Annotated in this window: 17 protein-coding genes; 7 read left to right on the top strand and 10 right to left on the bottom strand. The window is 66.8% G+C overall.

What is annotated here, in order from left to right; all coding sequences use genetic code 11:
• Positions 1-17: 17 nt before the first annotated feature.
• Positions 18-1,388 (bottom strand): metalloprotease PmbA, encoded by a 1,371-nt coding sequence (pmbA, locus tag BCR55_RS02740; protein WP_006406224.1) that lies wholly within the window; start codon positions 1,386-1,388, stop codon positions 18-20.
• Positions 1,389-1,516: 128 nt separating this feature from the next.
• Between pmbA and yjgA the strand changes: the two genes are divergently transcribed.
• Entirely contained in the window at positions 1,517-2,119 is a 603-nt protein-coding gene (yjgA, locus tag BCR55_RS02745; protein WP_276512803.1) for a ribosome biogenesis factor YjgA, read from the top strand.
• On the top strand, positions 2,103-2,720 hold the full coding sequence (gene mog / locus BCR55_RS02750; RefSeq protein ID WP_006406226.1) for a molybdopterin adenylyltransferase: 618 nt from the start codon (positions 2,103-2,105) through the stop codon (positions 2,718-2,720). Before yjgA ends, mog begins: the two co-directional genes overlap by 17 nt.
• Before the next feature lie 16 nt (positions 2,721-2,736).
• Here the strand turns inward: mog and orn are convergent, their stop codons facing one another.
• A complete protein-coding gene (gene orn, locus BCR55_RS02755; RefSeq protein WP_006406227.1) occupies positions 2,737-3,372 on the bottom strand; it encodes an oligoribonuclease in 636 nt (211 codons plus the stop codon).
• Between the two features lie 117 nt (positions 3,373-3,489).
• Between orn and BCR55_RS02760 the strand changes: the two genes are divergently transcribed.
• From BCR55_RS02760 to BCR55_RS02770, 3 genes are all read left to right on the top strand, one after another.
• Positions 3,490-4,749: a M48 family metallopeptidase gene (locus BCR55_RS02760; RefSeq protein WP_065494150.1), complete on the top strand. Its 1,260-nt coding sequence runs from the start codon at positions 3,490-3,492 to the stop codon at positions 4,747-4,749.
• Positions 4,746-5,687, top strand: a complete 942-nt coding sequence (gene rsgA, locus BCR55_RS02765; RefSeq protein ID WP_006400695.1) for a ribosome small subunit-dependent GTPase A — start codon at positions 4,746-4,748, stop codon at positions 5,685-5,687. Before BCR55_RS02760 ends, rsgA begins: the two co-directional genes overlap by 4 nt.
• A gap of 62 nt (positions 5,688-5,749) precedes the next feature.
• Positions 5,750-6,067: a DUF2007 domain-containing protein gene (locus BCR55_RS02770; protein WP_006400696.1), complete on the top strand. Its 318-nt coding sequence runs from the start codon at positions 5,750-5,752 to the stop codon at positions 6,065-6,067.
• A 72-nt stretch (positions 6,068-6,139) separates the two neighbouring features.
• Here the strand turns inward: BCR55_RS02770 and BCR55_RS02775 are convergent, their stop codons facing one another.
• From BCR55_RS02775 to rpsP, 6 genes are all read right to left on the bottom strand, one after another.
• Positions 6,140-7,078, bottom strand: coding sequence for a CobD/CbiB family protein (locus BCR55_RS02775; RefSeq protein WP_012213825.1), 939 nt, complete (start codon positions 7,076-7,078; stop codon positions 6,140-6,142).
• A 120-nt stretch (positions 7,079-7,198) separates the two neighbouring features.
• Positions 7,199-7,885: a CoA pyrophosphatase gene (locus tag BCR55_RS02780; RefSeq protein ID WP_006400698.1), complete on the bottom strand. Its 687-nt coding sequence runs from the start codon at positions 7,883-7,885 to the stop codon at positions 7,199-7,201.
• Between the two features lie 87 nt (positions 7,886-7,972).
• Complete coding sequence (gene rplS / locus BCR55_RS02785; protein WP_006400699.1) at positions 7,973-8,365, bottom strand: 50S ribosomal protein L19; 393 nt, start codon at positions 8,363-8,365, stop codon at positions 7,973-7,975.
• 133 nt (positions 8,366-8,498) lie between these two features.
• Positions 8,499-9,293 (bottom strand): tRNA (guanosine(37)-N1)-methyltransferase TrmD, encoded by a 795-nt coding sequence (trmD, locus tag BCR55_RS02790; RefSeq protein WP_006400700.1) that lies wholly within the window; start codon positions 9,291-9,293, stop codon positions 8,499-8,501.
• Between the two features lies 1 nt (position 9,294).
• The gene (gene rimM / locus BCR55_RS02795) at positions 9,295-9,966 is read right to left on the bottom strand and encodes a ribosome maturation factor RimM (protein WP_006406230.1); all 672 of its coding nucleotides are present in this window, start codon (positions 9,964-9,966) and stop codon (positions 9,295-9,297) included.
• A gap of 42 nt (positions 9,967-10,008) precedes the next feature.
• Positions 10,009-10,263: a 30S ribosomal protein S16 gene (gene rpsP, locus BCR55_RS02800; protein ID WP_006400702.1), complete on the bottom strand. Its 255-nt coding sequence runs from the start codon at positions 10,261-10,263 to the stop codon at positions 10,009-10,011.
• 155 nt (positions 10,264-10,418) lie between these two features.
• Between rpsP and BCR55_RS02805 the strand changes: the two genes are divergently transcribed.
• The gene (locus BCR55_RS02805) at positions 10,419-11,558 is read left to right on the top strand and encodes a sorbosone dehydrogenase family protein (RefSeq protein WP_006400703.1); all 1,140 of its coding nucleotides are present in this window, start codon (positions 10,419-10,421) and stop codon (positions 11,556-11,558) included.
• Between the two features lie 109 nt (positions 11,559-11,667).
• A complete protein-coding gene (locus BCR55_RS02810; protein ID WP_006400704.1) occupies positions 11,668-12,135 on the top strand; it encodes an NINE protein in 468 nt (155 codons plus the stop codon).
• Positions 12,136-12,172: 37 nt separating this feature from the next.
• On the opposite strand, the gene BCR55_RS02815 is transcribed toward BCR55_RS02810, so the two are convergent.
• Complete coding sequence (locus BCR55_RS02815) at positions 12,173-13,351, bottom strand: PA0069 family radical SAM protein (protein ID WP_006400705.1); 1,179 nt, start codon at positions 13,349-13,351, stop codon at positions 12,173-12,175.
• A gap of 101 nt (positions 13,352-13,452) precedes the next feature.
• Positions 13,453-13,941 (bottom strand): winged helix-turn-helix transcriptional regulator, encoded by a 489-nt coding sequence (locus BCR55_RS02820; RefSeq protein ID WP_006400706.1) that lies wholly within the window; start codon positions 13,939-13,941, stop codon positions 13,453-13,455.
• Between the last annotated feature and the right edge of the window lie 105 nt (positions 13,942-14,046).

Here is a 14,046-nt window from a genome sequence, read left to right on the forward strand (position 1 = left end):
GCGGCGCAGTGCCGTGCTTACTGGCCGGCGATCGTCATCTGCTCGATCAGCACCGAGCCGGTTTCCTTCGTGCCGCGCACAATCGAATCCGCGCCGATCGCGACGATGTGCCGGAACATTTCCTGCAGCGTGCTTGCGACGGTAATCTCCTCGACCGGATACTGGATCACGCCGTTCTCGACCCAGAAGCCCGCCGCGCCGCGCGAATAATCGCCGGTCACGTAGTTCACGCCCTGCCCCATCAGTTCGGTCAGCAGCAGGCCCGTGCCGAGCTTCTTCAGCATTGCGTCGAAATCGTCGCCCGGCTGCGTGTTCGAGCTGCGCAGCGCGAGGTTGTGCGAGCCGCCGGCGTTGCCGGTGGTCTGCGTGCCGAGCTTGCGCGCCGAATACGTCGACAGGAAATAGCCTTCGACGACGCCGTCCTTCACGACGCTGCGCGAGCGCGTGCGCACGCCCTCTTCGTCGAACGGCGCGCTACCCATCGCGCGCGGCACGTGCGGATCCTCGACGATCTGCACGTGCGGCGCGAACACCGGCTTGCCGAGGCTGTCGACGAGGAACGACGTCTTCCGGTACAGCGCGCCGCCGCTCACTGCCTGCACGAACGCGCCGAGCAGACCGGCCGCGAGCGGTGCTTCGAACAGCACGGGCACCTTGCGCGTGTCGAGGCGACGCGCGCCCATGCGCGCGAGCGCACGCTCCGCGGCATAGCGGCCCACCGCTTCCGGCGCGGCGAGATCGGCCGCGCTGCGCTTCGACGTGTACCAGTCGTCGCGCTGCATGTGACGGCCGCTGCCCGCGATCGGCGCGCACGCGATGTAGTGACGCGAGTACGGATAGCCGCCGAGGAAGCCGCGCGACGTGGCGAGCACGAACTGCGAATGCTGCGCGGACACGCTCGCGCCTTCCGAATTGCGGATCTGCGGGCTGACCGCGAACGCGGCGTCTTCCGCGCGGCGCGCGATGTCGACGGCTTCGTCGGCCGACAGCGCCCACGGGTGATAGAGATCGAGATCGCGCGGATCGGTCTCGAGCAGTTCGGCTTCGGCGAGGCCGGCCGCGTCGTCCTCGGCCGTGAAGCGCGCGATGTTGTAGGCCGCCGCGACCGTATCCTTGATGGCGGCCGGCGAGAAATCGGACGTGCTCGCGTTGCCGCGCTTCTTGCCGATGAACACCGTCACGCCGACCATCTTGTCGCGATTGTGCTCGATCGTCTCGACCTCGCCGCGGCGCACCGAGACGGACAGGCCGTCGCCTTCGGAGATTTCGGTCGCCGCGTCCGTCGCGCCGAGCGCCTTCGCATGGCGAAGAATGTCCGAGGCGATTTCTTTGAGCTGATCCTGCGTGTGCGGGAAATAGCGCGCTTGTACGTCGAGATTGGCTGCCATCGTCGTGATATCCGGTGGCGGGCAGGCCGCCCGCATGGTCAAAATGTTGCGTATCCCGCGATCATAGCAAGGTCCGGGGCCGGATACCGACAAGCTGGGCGCATGCGCGCCGCGATACAATGCCGCCCATGAACCGCAAAACCCGAATCCAGCCGATCGAGCATGCCGACGACGACGTCCACAACGGCTACGATCGCCCCAGCAAATCCCAGTTGAAGCGCGAAATGCACGCGCTGCAGGAACTTGGCCAGGCGCTCGTCGACCTGCCGAAAGACGCGCTCAAGCGCATGCCGATGCCGGAAGACCTCGCGGACGCCGTCCGCGAGGCGCGCCGCATCACCGACCACGAAGGCAAGCGCCGCCAGCTGCAATACGTCGGCCGCGTGATGCGCTCGCTGACCGACGACGAAACGGCTGCGCTGCGCACCGCACTCGACGCGCAGCGCGGCGTGAACAAGGCCGCGACCGCGCGGCTGCACTGGATCGAGCGCACGCGCGAGCGGCTGCTCGCCGACGACGCGGCGCTGACCGAATTCATTCGCCAATATCCGGACGCCGACGTGCAGGAAGGCCGCACGCTGATCCGCAACGCGCGCAAGGAAGCGCAGCTCGGCAAGCCGCCGCGCTACTTCCGCGAGCTGTTCCAGTGGATCAAGACCGCGAGCGGCACGCCCGACACCGACGATACGGCGTCCGACGAAGCCGGAGACGACGATGACGACGCAGCGTAATCATCCCGACGAGCTCGTGGTCGGCCTCGTGTCGATCAGCGACCGCGCCAGCACCGGCGTCTACGAAGACCAGGGCATTCCGGCGCTGCAGGCATGGCTCGGCACCGCGCTGACGTCGCCGTGGCGCGCGCACACGCGGCTGATCCAGGACGACACGGCGACGATCTCCGCGACGCTCGTCGAGCTCGTCGACGTCGCGCGCTGCGATCTCGTGTTGACGACCGGCGGCACGGGGCCAGCGCGTCGCGACGTGACGCCCGAGGCGACGCTGGCGGTGGCCACGAAGGAAATGCCGGGATTCGGCGAACAGATGCGGCAGATCAGCCTGAACTTCGTGCCGACCGCGATCCTGTCGCGGCAGGTCGCGGTGATCCGCGAAACGGCCGACCACGCGGCGCTGATCATCAACCTGCCGGGGCAGCCGAAGTCGATCCGCGAAACGCTCGAAGGGCTGCGCGATGCCGACGGCAAGTCGACCGTGCCCGGCATCTTTGCCGCGGTGCCCTACTGCATCGACCTGATCGGCGGGCCGTACATCGAGACCGACGCCGCGGTGGTCGCGGCGTTTCGGCCGAAAAGCGCGCAGCGCGCGCCGCGCTGAGCGCGTGCCGGGCCGCTCAGGCGGCCGGCGCCGACTCGCCCGCCGATGCGGCTGCGGAGGCTGCGGAAGCCGCCGGAATCAGGAAGTGCTGGCGATAGTACTTGAGCTCGTCGATCGATTCGTGGATGTCGGCCAGCGCCGTATGCATCGCACGCTTCTGGAACCCCTTGTAGATCGCCGGCTGCCAGCGGCGGCAGAGCTCCTTGAGTGTGCTGACGTCGAGGTTCCGGTAGTGGAAGAAGCGCTCGAGCTCCGGCATCCAGCGCGCCATGAAGCGGCGGTCCTGGCAGATCGAGTTGCCGCACATCGGCGACTTGCCGGGCGGCACGTATTGCGCGAGGAAGGCCTGCAGCTGCGCGGCGGCCTCCGCTTCGGTCACGGTCGATGCGCGCACGCGGTCGATCAGACCCGAGCGGCCGTGCGTCGACTTGTTCCAGTCGTCCATCTTCGCGAGCGTTTCGTCGCTCTGGTGGATCGCGAACACGGGACCTTCGACGGCGATCTCGAGCGTGGAGTTGGTCACGACGACCGCGATCTCGATGATGCGGTCGTTATCCGGGTCGAGGCCCGTCATCTCCATGTCGAGCCAGACGAGATTCAACTCGTTGCGCACGAGTGCGGGCTGGCTGGCGGAAGCGGCGGTATCGGTCATGAGTCATCCTGGAAAATGGCGGACGGCGCGCGGCGCCGTCCGGACGGCCGGCCTCGCCTCTGCGGGCGCCGTCCGCAAGAACATATAATTCTCGCATAGAACCCTTTGGCGCCTTCGATGTCACCCTTTTCGCTCACCCTGCTGTTCGCGTGCGCCGTGCTCGCGATGGTCGTCACCAAACTGTGGCTCGCGTCGCGGCAAATCCGCTTCGTCGCCGCGCATCGCGACCGCGTGCCCGCGCAGTTCGCCGCCAAGGTGCCGCTCGGCGCGCACCAGCGCGCGGCCGACTATACGGTCGAGCGCACGCGCCTGACGATGCTCGAGATCGTCGTCAGCGCGGGCGTGCTGGTCGCGCTCACGCTGCTCGGCGGCGTCGGCGCACTCGACACGCTGCTGACCGGCTGGTTCGGGCGCGGCTACGGGCAGCAGGTCGCGCTCGTCGCCGTCGTGCTCGCGATCACCGGCGCGATCGACGTGCCGTTCGAGTATTACCGCCAGTTCGGGATCGAGCAGCGCTTCGGCTTCAACCGGATGACGAAGCGGCTGTTCTTCACCGACATGCTGAAGAACATGCTGCTCGGCGCCGTACTCGGGCTGCCGCTGCTGTTCGTCGTGCTCTGGCTGATGAACCAGGCCGGCAGCCTGTGGTGGCTGTGGGCGTGGCTCGTCTGGGTCGCGTTCCAGATGCTCGTGCTGCTGATCTATCCGACCTTCATCGCGCCGCTCTTCAACAAGTTCGAGCCGCTGACCGACGAAGCGCTGCGTGCGCGGATCGAATCGCTGATGAAGCGCTGCGGTTTCGCCGCGAAAGGCCTGTTCGTGATGGACGGCAGCCGCCGCTCCGCGCACGGCAACGCCTACTTCACGGGCTTCGGCGCATCGAAGCGGATCGTGTTCTTCGATACGCTGTTGGCGCGGCTGTCCGGCCAGGAAATCGAGGCGGTGCTCGCGCACGAACTCGGCCATTTCAAGCGGCGCCATGTGATGAAGCGCATGCTCGTGTCGTTCGTGCTGAGCCTTGCGCTGCTCGCGCTGCTCGGCTGGCTCGCGCAGCGCACGTGGTTTTACACGGGGCTCGGCGTGATCCCGTCGCTCGATTCGAGCAATGCAGGCGTCGCGCTCGTGCTGTTCTTCCTCGCGATTCCCGTGTTCCTGTTCTTCGCGACGCCGTTCGGCAGCCTCACGTCGCGCAAGCACGAGTTCGAAGCCGACGCGTTCGCGGCCAGCCAGACCGACGCGCAGGACCTTGTCAGCGCGCTCGTGAAGCTGTACGAGGACAACGCGTCGACGCTGACGCCCGACCCCGTCTACACGGCCTTCTACTACTCGCATCCGCCCGCGTCGCAGCGGATCGACCGTCTGCTGCAGCAAGCATGAGCCGGCCGACCTCCCGCAAGCCGGCCGCGCGCGCATCGGGCGCCGAACGTGTCGAAGGCCGCGTGATCGCGGCGCACGGCCGCCACTACATCGTCGCGCCCGACGACGGCGGCCCAATGCTCCAGTGCTTTCCGCGCGGCAAGAAGAGCGACGTCGCGGTCGGCGATCGCGTCGTCTACGAACGCACGTCGGCCGATCAGGGCGTGATCGTCGAGATCGGCGAGCGGCGCAACCTGCTGTATCGGTCCGATCAGTTCAAGTCGAAGCTGTTCGCCGCGAACCTCGACCAGTTGCTGATCGTGCTCGCGACCGAACCGTACTTCAGCGAGGATCTGCTCGGGCGCGCGCTGATCGCGGCCGAGGCCAATGAGCTCAAGCCGATCGTCGTGCTGAACAAGATCGACGTCGAGGCCGCGCTGCCCGTCGCGCGCGAGCGGCTCGCACCGTACCGCGCGCTCGGCTATGAGGTGCTAGAGCTGTCGGTGAAAGGCGCGCCGGACGACGCGCGCGCACAACTGATGCCGCATCTGGCCGGCCGTTCGACGATCCTGCTCGGTCAGTCGGGGATGGGCAAATCGACGCTCGTCAATCTGCTCGTGCCGGAAGCCGAAGCCGCGACGCGCGAAATCTCCGCTGCGCTGAACAGCGGTCGCCACACGACGACGTTCACGCGCCTCTATCCGCTGCCGGGCGGCGGCGCGCTGATCGATTCGCCCGGTTTCCAGGAGTTCGGCCTCTACCATCTGACCGAAGGCCGACTCGAACGCGCGTTTCCGGAATTCCGTCCGCTGCTCGCACACTGCCGTTTCTATAATTGCCATCATCTGCACGAGCCGGGCTGCGCGATCCTCGAAGCCGTCGCCGACGGTCGCATCGCGCCATCACGGCATGCGCTGTACGCGCAGCTCGTTCACGAGGCGAGCCAGGTCGTGCGTTGACGGCATCACGCCGACCGCATGCGGCCGGCGCGCTACCCTTTCTCGCCATCCGAGGAGCCGCGATGCGTTTCAAGGCGCCCGATCTCGCCACCGCACAGCACTGGGCGAACGTCCTCGAGGCGGCCGGGATCGGCTGCGAGCTGCACAACCGCTATGCGACCGGCGCACTCGGCGGCATTCCGGTCGACGCGTGCGCGCCCGAGCTATGGCTCGACGACGAACGCGACGACGCGCTCGCGCGCCGGCTGCTCGACGCCGCGTCGCGCGGCCCGGCGGCCGGCGCGGCGCCATGGCGATGCAGGCAGTGCGGCGAGGCGCTCGAAGCGCAGTTCACCGCGTGCTGGCATTGCGGCACCGTGCGCGATCCGCGCGACGACTGATCGGCATCACGGCAAAAGCACAAAGGCCGGCGTCCAGCCGGCCTTTCGCACATGCACGACGCGACGAACGCGTCACGATACCCATACCGCGAGCGTCAGCATCAGCAGCAGAATCATCCACAGGATCACCGCGCGCCATACGAGGCCGACGGCCGATTGCAGCGTGCGCGGCGTGCAATCGTCGCCGACCGACAGCGGACCGCTGTCGCCGACCGCCAGCGCATCGAGGCTCGACGGCTCGGCGAGCGGCCCCGCGAGCCGCGCGCCGAGCGCGCCGCTGCCCGCCGCGAGCAGCACGCCGTCGTTCGGATCGGGCCACTGGCGCGTATGGTTGCGCCAGGCGTAGATCGCATCCTCGAAGTTGCCGACGATCGCGAAACCGAGTGCGGTGAGCCGCGACGGAATCCAGTCGATCACGAAGAACGCGCGCTGCGCGAACGTCGAAAATGCGGCCGTGCGGTCCTCGCCGGGCGTCGCCCAGCTGCGCGCGAGATATTCGGAGATCCGGTACAGCACCGCGCCGGCCGGGCCGATCGGCAGCACGTACCAGAAGAACACGCCGAACACGTGACGATGCGATGCGACCACGGCATGGATCAGCGTATGACGGACGATTTCGCCGACCGGCATGTCGACGGTATCGATGCCCGTCCACTCGTGCAGGATTTCGCGCGCGCGCGGCACGTCGTCGTTGTTGAGCGCGAGATGGATGTCGGTGAAGTAGTGGCTGAACTGACGGAAGCCGAGCGTGAAATACACGACGGCGACGTTCCACAGGAACGCGAGCACGAAGCTCACCTTGTACAGCAGGAAGTAGATCAGTGCGACGACCAGCACCCACGGCAGCACGACCGCGAGCCACGCGAGGATGCCGTGCTTCTGTTTGCCGGCGTCGAGCCCATGCGCAACGGTTTCCGCGTGAAACTGGAACAGCGCGAACACCGGATTGCTCGGCGACAACGCGCGGACCTGTTCGATGATGAGGGCGAGAAGAACCGAGAAGAAAGTCATGCGTGGCGCCGTCTTCGGAGTTATGTCATTTTTGGCGTAACGATAGCACAGCGTAAGCCACGGATGGCTTCTGGCGCCGCCGCAGCGCGCGCGGCCGCACGCGCGACGCGGTGCGCCGTGTCAGCCGGCGGCCAAGAAGCGATACAGATTGCGCAACATGCCCGCAGTTGCGCCCCAGATGAAGTAATGGCCGCCCGCCTCGCCGTTCGGATAAGGCATCGCAAAAAAACGACGTTCTCCGCCGTCCCAGCGGAACACGCGCACTTGGTGATTGGCGGGATTCATCAGAAACGCGAGCGGCACCTCGAAGATCTCGGCGACTTCGAACGTGTCGGCCTGCACGGTGAACGGCGGATGCACGAGGCCGACCACCGGCGTGACGCAGAAGCCGGTGCCCGTCAGGTAGTCGGGCAGCGCGCCGAGGATCTCGACGCGCTCATGCGCGAGGCCGATCTCCTCCTTCGCCTCGCGCAGCGCGGTGGCCGTCGCATCGCGATCGTACGGCTCGCGGCGACCGCCGGGGAAGCTGATTTGGCCGGCGTGGTCGTTCAGGTGATCGGCGCGCTGCGTCAGCAGCACGGTCAGGCCCGTGTCGCGCGCGACGAGCGGCACGAGCACCGCGGCGCTGCGCGGATCGACGCCTTCCTGCAGCCGCGCCTCGACGGGCTCGACGCTCCATTCGAGCGTACGGGCAAAGCGCTCGCGCAGGCCGGCCGGCGTCAGCAGCGGCGGCTGAATCGGCGGCAGGCCAGCGCCGGTACCTTCGACGGGCAATACTTCGGGATCGATGATCGGACGGCGATTCAATGGCGCTCTCGGGTTCGTGTCGTATCGAGCATATTGTCGCGCCAGAATGAAAAAAGCACCCGGGTGGGTGCTTTTTCCTTACAGCTCTTACTCTTGGGATGCTGCTGCAGCGCGATCCTTCGACACCAGCTTTTCCTTGATTCGAGCCGACTTGCCCGAACGCTCGCGCAGGTAGTACAGCTTCGCACGACGCACGTCGCCGCGGCGCTTCACGACGATGCTCGCCAGCAGCGGCGAGTACGTCTGGAACGTACGCTCGACGCCTTCGCCCGACGAAATCTTGCGGACGATGAACGACGAGTTCAGACCACGGTTGCGCTTCGCGATCACGACGCCTTCGTAAGCCTGAACGCGCTTGCGGTTACCTTCAACCACGTTCACGTTCACGATCACCGTGTCGCCCGGGGCGAATTCGGGGATCGTCTTGCCTGCGAGCGCGCGCTCGATTTCTTCCTGCTCAAGTTTTGCGATCAGATTCATCACTGACTCCTAAAGCCATCGTGTCGGCGTTTGCGCCCGCCTGCTTCCAGGCCTGGCCCCGATAGAGGATGGATTCACATCAGGCACCGCACACGCATGTACGGCACCGCCATTTCCCGCCCGCGATGCCGCCTCAGGAGGCGTCCTTCGCTTCGCGTGCGAGGTTCGCAAGCCATGCCTCGTCGGCACGGCTCAGCAACTTCTCGCGGCGCGCCCGGACGATCAGGTCCGGCCGCTTCCGCCATGTGTTTCTCAATGCTTCCTGGCGCCGCCACCGCTCGATTTCGGCATGATGCCCGCCGAGCAGCACGTCCGGCACGCGCATGCCCTCGTACTCCTCGGGACGCGTGTAGTGCGGACAATCGAGCAGGCCGTCGACGAAGCTGTCCTGCACGGCCGACTGCGCATCGTTGAGCACGCCCGGCAGCAGTCGCACGACTGCGTCCATCATCGCCATCGCCGGCAGTTCGCCGCCCGACAGCACGAAATCGCCGAGACTGATTTCCTCGTCGACGCAGCGGTCGAGCAGCCGTTGATCGATCGCCTCGTAACGGCCACACAGCACGACGACGCCGGGCTCCTGCGCCATTCGCGTCACACGTTCGTGCGTGAGCGGCGCGCCCTGCGGCGACATCATCACGACACGCGTGCTCGCGATGCCCTGCTCCGCCTGCGCAGCCTTCGCGGCGCCGATTGCGGCCTCGAGCGGCCTGGCCAGCATCACCATGCCCGGACCGCCGCCGTACGGACGATCGTCGACCGTGCGGTAGTTGTCCGTCGTGAAATCACGCGGGTTCCAGGTACGCAGCCCGAAGCGCCCCTGCTTCACGGCCCGGCTGGTGATACCCCAGTCGGTCAGCGCGCGGAACATTTCGGGAAAGAGCGTGACGACATCGAACTGCACCGCGCGCTCCGTGACCTGGTTCATTTCAGTAATCGGCTTCCCAGTCGACGACGATGCGACGCGCCGCCTGGTCTACCGTTTTGACATACACGCCGACGAACGGGATCAGCCGCTCGGCAGCCGCCGGGCGGCCATCCTTGCCGACCGACGGATACTCGACACGCATGATCGAATGCGCGCCGTTGTCGATCATCCCGACCACCTTGCCGAGCGTCGCCGACTGCTCGTTGACGACGTCAAGGCCGATCAGGTCGACCCAATAGAATTCGTCCGCGGCCAATGCCGGGAAATCTTCCCGGCGCACGAACACACGAAAGCCGCGCAGAGCCAGCGCGGCATCGCGGTCGCCTACGCCCGCGGGTTGCGCGACGACCGTGTCGCCGTGCGTCTTGGACTGCACGATACGCGCCGAAAACCGCTGCGTACCCTTTTCCAGCCACCAGCGACGCGCGCTGAGCAGCGCATCGCCACCGCGGCCGGCGTCGGCATGAGTCGCTACCTTGACCCAGCCCTTCAGGCCGTACGCGTCGACTACCGCGCCGACCTCGACCGCATCGTCGGGAAGCGCCTGCACCGCGTCGAGGCCGCCCTGTTCGGCAGCCGCGCCTGCGGGCGCACCGCGCTCGACCGGCTTGCGGACGAATGCGCCGAACGACGCCCGCCCGCGCCTTGCATTACCGGAATCGTGATCCGACATCAATACACCTCACAGCCGGCACGACCGGCACACCGGGCCATGTCAGGCAGCCGGCTGCGCCTTTTGCGCTTCCTTCACGAGACGCTGGACGGTCGGCGACAGTTGCGCGCCCACGCCTTGCCAGTACGTCAGACGATCCTGAGCGATACGCAGCGCTTCGCCCTTCGTCGCGACCGGGTTGTAGAAGCCGACGCGCTCGATGAAGCGGCCGTCACGACGGTTGCGCGAATCGGTAGCAACGATGTTGTAGAACGGGCGCTTCTTCGAGCCGCCGCGAGCCAGACGGATGATAACCATATGAAATCCTTCGGGAAAACCGGGTTCGAAACTACTGAAACACGCGATTATAGCCGGAAACCGGAGGTACAACAAACACTTACGCGCAAAAAATCCACGGACGGCCTGCGGGCGCGGCATACAATCGTCGTGTCAGCGACCGCTCCCGCGCCGCCATGCCGCTCTTTCGCGCCCTTCCGACGTGCCGCACGCCGCGCCGCCTCGCCACGTTGCTCGCCGCCCTTGCCTGCTCGGCCGCAGCCGCGAGCGCCGCGGCGCGGCTGCCCGTCGACGAACTCGTCGTGCCGCCCGGCTTCCACGTCGAGGTGCTTACCGACGCGGTGCCGAGCGCGCGCGAAATGGCGTGGTCGCCGCGCGGCGTGCTGTACGTCGGCACCCGCGAAGGCCGCGTGCATGCGTTCACGATGCAGGGCGGCCGGATTGGCGCGCACTACGTGATCGCGTCCGGGCTCGACATGCCGGTCGGCGTCGCGTACCGCGACGGCACACTCTATATCTCCGCCGTGTCGCGCATTCTACGCATCGACGGCATAGACGACCGGCTCGCGAAGCCGCCCGCGCCGGCCGTGGTCACCGACACGCTGCCCACCCAGCATCATCACGGCTGGAAATTCATTGCGTTCGGTCCCGACGGCAAGCTCTACGTGCCGACCGGCGCGCCGTGCAACGTCTGCCTCGCGGACCGCAACCGCTACGCGATCATCGCGCGGATGAACGCCGACGGCAGCGGCCGCGACGTGTTCGCGCGCGGCATACGCAATACGGTCGGCTTCGCATGGCATCCGGATACGGGCGAGCTCTGGTTTACCGACAACGGGCGGGACCTGATGGGCGACGACGTGCCGGACGACAAGCTGAACCGCGCGCCACGCGCCGGGCTCGACTTCGGCTTCCCCTACTGCCATGGCGGCGATACGCCCGACCCCGAATTCGGCAGCGCCGACGTATGCCGCCGCTACGTGCCGCCCGTGCTGAAGCTCGGCGCGCACGTGGCCGCGCTCGGGATGCGCTTCTATACGGGCCCGATGTTTCCGGCGTCGTACCGCAACAACGTCTTCATCGCCGAGCACGGGTCGTGGAACCGCAGCGCGAAGGTCGGCTACCGCATCATGCGCGCGATCGTCTCCGCGGACGGCAGCCACGCTCGGCAGACGCCGTTCGTCACAGGCTGGCTGCGACCGGACGGCAGCGTTTGGGGCCGCCCCGCCGACGTGCTGCCGCTGCCCGACGGTTCGCTACTCGTCAGCGACGATTACGCAGGCGCGATCTACCGGATCACGTATGCGGCACCTTGACGCAGCGTGCGGATGACCGGCCCCGACCGGGCATCGTAGAATGCGTGCCGGGCCGTGCGCCCGCGCCGGCCTGCCGGCTGCCCATGCCAACGACAATACGCCGCCATCCATGTCCAGCAGCACCGCTTCGTCCCGCCGCTTCCGCTCCAAGACGCTCACCGCCGCCCTCGCCTTCCTGTTCGGTTCGCTCGGCGCCCACCGCTTCTATCTGTACGGCTTTCGCGACGTCTTCGGCTGGGCGCACATACTCGCGACGCTCGTCGGCATCCCCGGCTTCCTGCTGCTCGCGGCGACGCAGCGCAGCGCGACGCTCGGCTGGTGGCTCGCGGTGCCGGGCGCGATCTCGCTGCTGGCCGCGTTCCTCGCCGCGCTCGTCTACGGACTGCGGCCGGACGAGAAATGGGACGCGCAATTCAACGCCGGAACCGGCAAACATAGCCGCTCGGGCTGGACCGTGATCTTCGTCGTGATCTTTTCGCTGCTGATCGGCGCGTTCCTGCTGATGACCGCGCTCGCGCTGTCGTTCCAGACGTATTTCGAAGCGCAGGTCGAAGCGGCGAAGCAGATTTCGCAATGAGCGCCGGTGTGCGGGCGCCGACCGCGTCGCACACCGATCAGAACAGGCTCATCTGCACGTCGTCGCGCACCGGCTGGGCGGGCGCCCTGCGCGTAGCGCGCGGCGCGGCCGCCACGCTCGCAGGTGCCGCACGAAACTGCGAGAGATCGAGAATGCCGTGCCGGCGTTCGTTCAGCCCGAGCCGCTTCACCGCCTGCCGAAACCGCTGTCGCAGCAGGTCGGCCCAGATGCCCTCGCCCTTCATCCGCTTCGCGAAATCGGAGTCATAGTCCTTTCCGCCGCGCATGTCGCGCACACGATTCATCACGCGGTCCGCCCGATCGGGAAAATGTGCGGCCAGCCAGCTCTTGAACAGCGGTGCGACCTCCCAGGGCAGCCGCAGAATGATGTAGCTCGCGTGCGTCGCGCCGGCTTCCGCGCACGCTTCGAGCACACGTTCGAGATCGGGCTCGGTGACGAACGGAATCAGCGGTGCGATGCTCACGCCGACCGGCACGCCCGCGTCCCGCAGCGCGCGAATCGTGCGCAGCCGGCGCGCCGGCGTGGCCGCGCGCGGCTCGAGCGTGCGCGCCAGATCCGCATCGAGCGTCGTGATCGTGACCGCGGCCATCACCTGCCCACGTTCGGCCATCGGCGCGAGCAGATCGAGATCGCGCTCGATCAGCGACGATTTCGTGATCGCCGCAAACGGCAGCCCGCGATCGTGCATCACCTCGATCACGCTGCGCGTGATCCGCAAGTCGCGCTCGACCGGCTGGTAGGCATCGGTGTTCACGCCGAGCGCGATGGGCTCGGGCACATAGGACTTGCGCGAAATCTCGCGTTCGAGCAGTTCCGCCGCGTTGATCTTCGCGTAGATGCGGCTCTCGAAGTCCAGCCCCGGCGACAGCCCCAGATAGCTGTGCGTCGGCCGCGCGAAACAGTAAATGCAGCCGTGTTCGCAGCCGCGATACGGATTGAGCGACACGCTGAACGGGATATCGGGCGATTGATTGCGCGTCAAAATGCTCTTCGCGCGCTCCTCGAACACCTGCGTGCGCAACGGCGCGGGCAGATCGGCATCGTCCGACACGTGCGCCCAGCCATCGTCGACGGCCTCGCGCAACGCGCTCTCGTACCGCCCCTGCAGATTGTCGACGGCGCCGCGCCCCTTGAGGGGCACCGGCGGCGCTATCGGAAATTCATTGTCGGACCGATCGTCCATCTGCGCACCCATTCGCCTTCACCCAATACTGGATATTTATACAGTATCGGGTGAAGGCTGCCAAGTGCGCGATAAGGGGTCGGACGGCCGGGTCGGACGGCACCCACGCGCTCTCAGTCGCCAACCGAAATCGTCAGCGTTTCCTTGATCTCTTCCATCACGACGTAGCTCTTCGACTGCACAGCGCCCGGCAGCTGCAGCAGGATGTCGCCGAGCAGTTTCCGGTAGTCGGCCATCTCCCCGATGCGCGCCTTGATCAGATAGTCGAAGTCGCCCGACACGAGGTGGCATTCGAGCACCTCGTCGATCTTCATGACTTCGCGTCGGAACTGCTCGAACATGTTGCCGCCCTTGTGGCCGAGCGTGATCTCGACGAACACCAGCAGCGCCGCGCCGAGCTGCGCGGGATCGACGCGCGCGTGATAGCCAGTGATCACGCCGTCGCGCTCCATGCGGCGCACGCGCTCGATGCACGGCGTGACGGTCAGCCCGACCTGCTCGGCGAGGTCCTTCATCGCCATCCGGCCGTCCTCCTGCAGCAGTTTCAGGATGCGGCGGTCGAGCTTGTCGAGCGTGCGTACTGGCTGGCGTTGCGTTCTCATTGGTTTATGCTGAAAACCTGAAAAATACGATAACAAAACCTACAGATTCGACAATACCATAGCGCAAAAAACTAGATCAGTCAGAGGTTACACGGAGACGCAGGT

This window comes from Burkholderia sp. CCA53 (assembly GCF_001685525.1).
GTDB classification, from domain to species: Bacteria; Pseudomonadota; Gammaproteobacteria; order Burkholderiales; family Burkholderiaceae; genus Burkholderia; species Burkholderia multivorans.

What these genes read in the sequence shown, in the direction of transcription:
- pmbA (WP_006406224.1), bottom strand. Translation starts at nt 1,388, where the DNA reads ATGGCAGCCAATCTCGACGTACAAGCGCGCTATTTCCCGCACACGCAG.
- BCR55_RS02815 (WP_006400705.1), bottom strand. Translation starts at nt 13,351, where the DNA reads ATGGGTGCGCAGATGGACGATCGGTCCGACAATGAATTTCCGATAGCG.
- trmD (WP_006400700.1), bottom strand. Translation starts at nt 9,293, where the DNA reads ATGAACCAGGTCACGGAGCGCGCGGTGCAGTTCGATGTCGTCACGCTC.
- rplS (WP_006400699.1), bottom strand. Translation starts at nt 8,365, where the DNA reads ATGAATCTGATCGCAAAACTTGAGCAGGAAGAAATCGAGCGCGCGCTC.
- BCR55_RS02805 (WP_006400703.1), top strand. Translation starts at nt 10,419, where the DNA reads ATGCCGCTCTTTCGCGCCCTTCCGACGTGCCGCACGCCGCGCCGCCTC.
- rimM (WP_006406230.1), bottom strand. Translation starts at nt 9,966, where the DNA reads ATGTCGGATCACGATTCCGGTAATGCAAGGCGCGGGCGGGCGTCGTTC.
- BCR55_RS02760 (WP_065494150.1), top strand. Translation starts at nt 3,490, where the DNA reads ATGTCACCCTTTTCGCTCACCCTGCTGTTCGCGTGCGCCGTGCTCGCG.
- orn (WP_006406227.1), bottom strand. Translation starts at nt 3,372, where the DNA reads ATGACCGATACCGCCGCTTCCGCCAGCCAGCCCGCACTCGTGCGCAAC.
- rpsP (WP_006400702.1), bottom strand. Translation starts at nt 10,263, where the DNA reads ATGGTTATCATCCGTCTGGCTCGCGGCGGCTCGAAGAAGCGCCCGTTC.
- yjgA (WP_276512803.1), top strand. Translation starts at nt 1,517, where the DNA reads ATGAACCGCAAAACCCGAATCCAGCCGATCGAGCATGCCGACGACGAC.
- rsgA (WP_006400695.1), top strand. Translation starts at nt 4,746, where the DNA reads ATGAGCCGGCCGACCTCCCGCAAGCCGGCCGCGCGCGCATCGGGCGCC.
- BCR55_RS02770 (WP_006400696.1), top strand. Translation starts at nt 5,750, where the DNA reads ATGCGTTTCAAGGCGCCCGATCTCGCCACCGCACAGCACTGGGCGAAC.
- mog (WP_006406226.1), top strand. Translation starts at nt 2,103, where the DNA reads ATGACGACGCAGCGTAATCATCCCGACGAGCTCGTGGTCGGCCTCGTG.
- BCR55_RS02820 (WP_006400706.1), bottom strand. Translation starts at nt 13,941, where the DNA reads ATGAGAACGCAACGCCAGCCAGTACGCACGCTCGACAAGCTCGACCGC.
- BCR55_RS02775 (WP_012213825.1), bottom strand. Translation starts at nt 7,078, where the DNA reads ATGACTTTCTTCTCGGTTCTTCTCGCCCTCATCATCGAACAGGTCCGC.
- BCR55_RS02810 (WP_006400704.1), top strand. Translation starts at nt 11,668, where the DNA reads ATGTCCAGCAGCACCGCTTCGTCCCGCCGCTTCCGCTCCAAGACGCTC.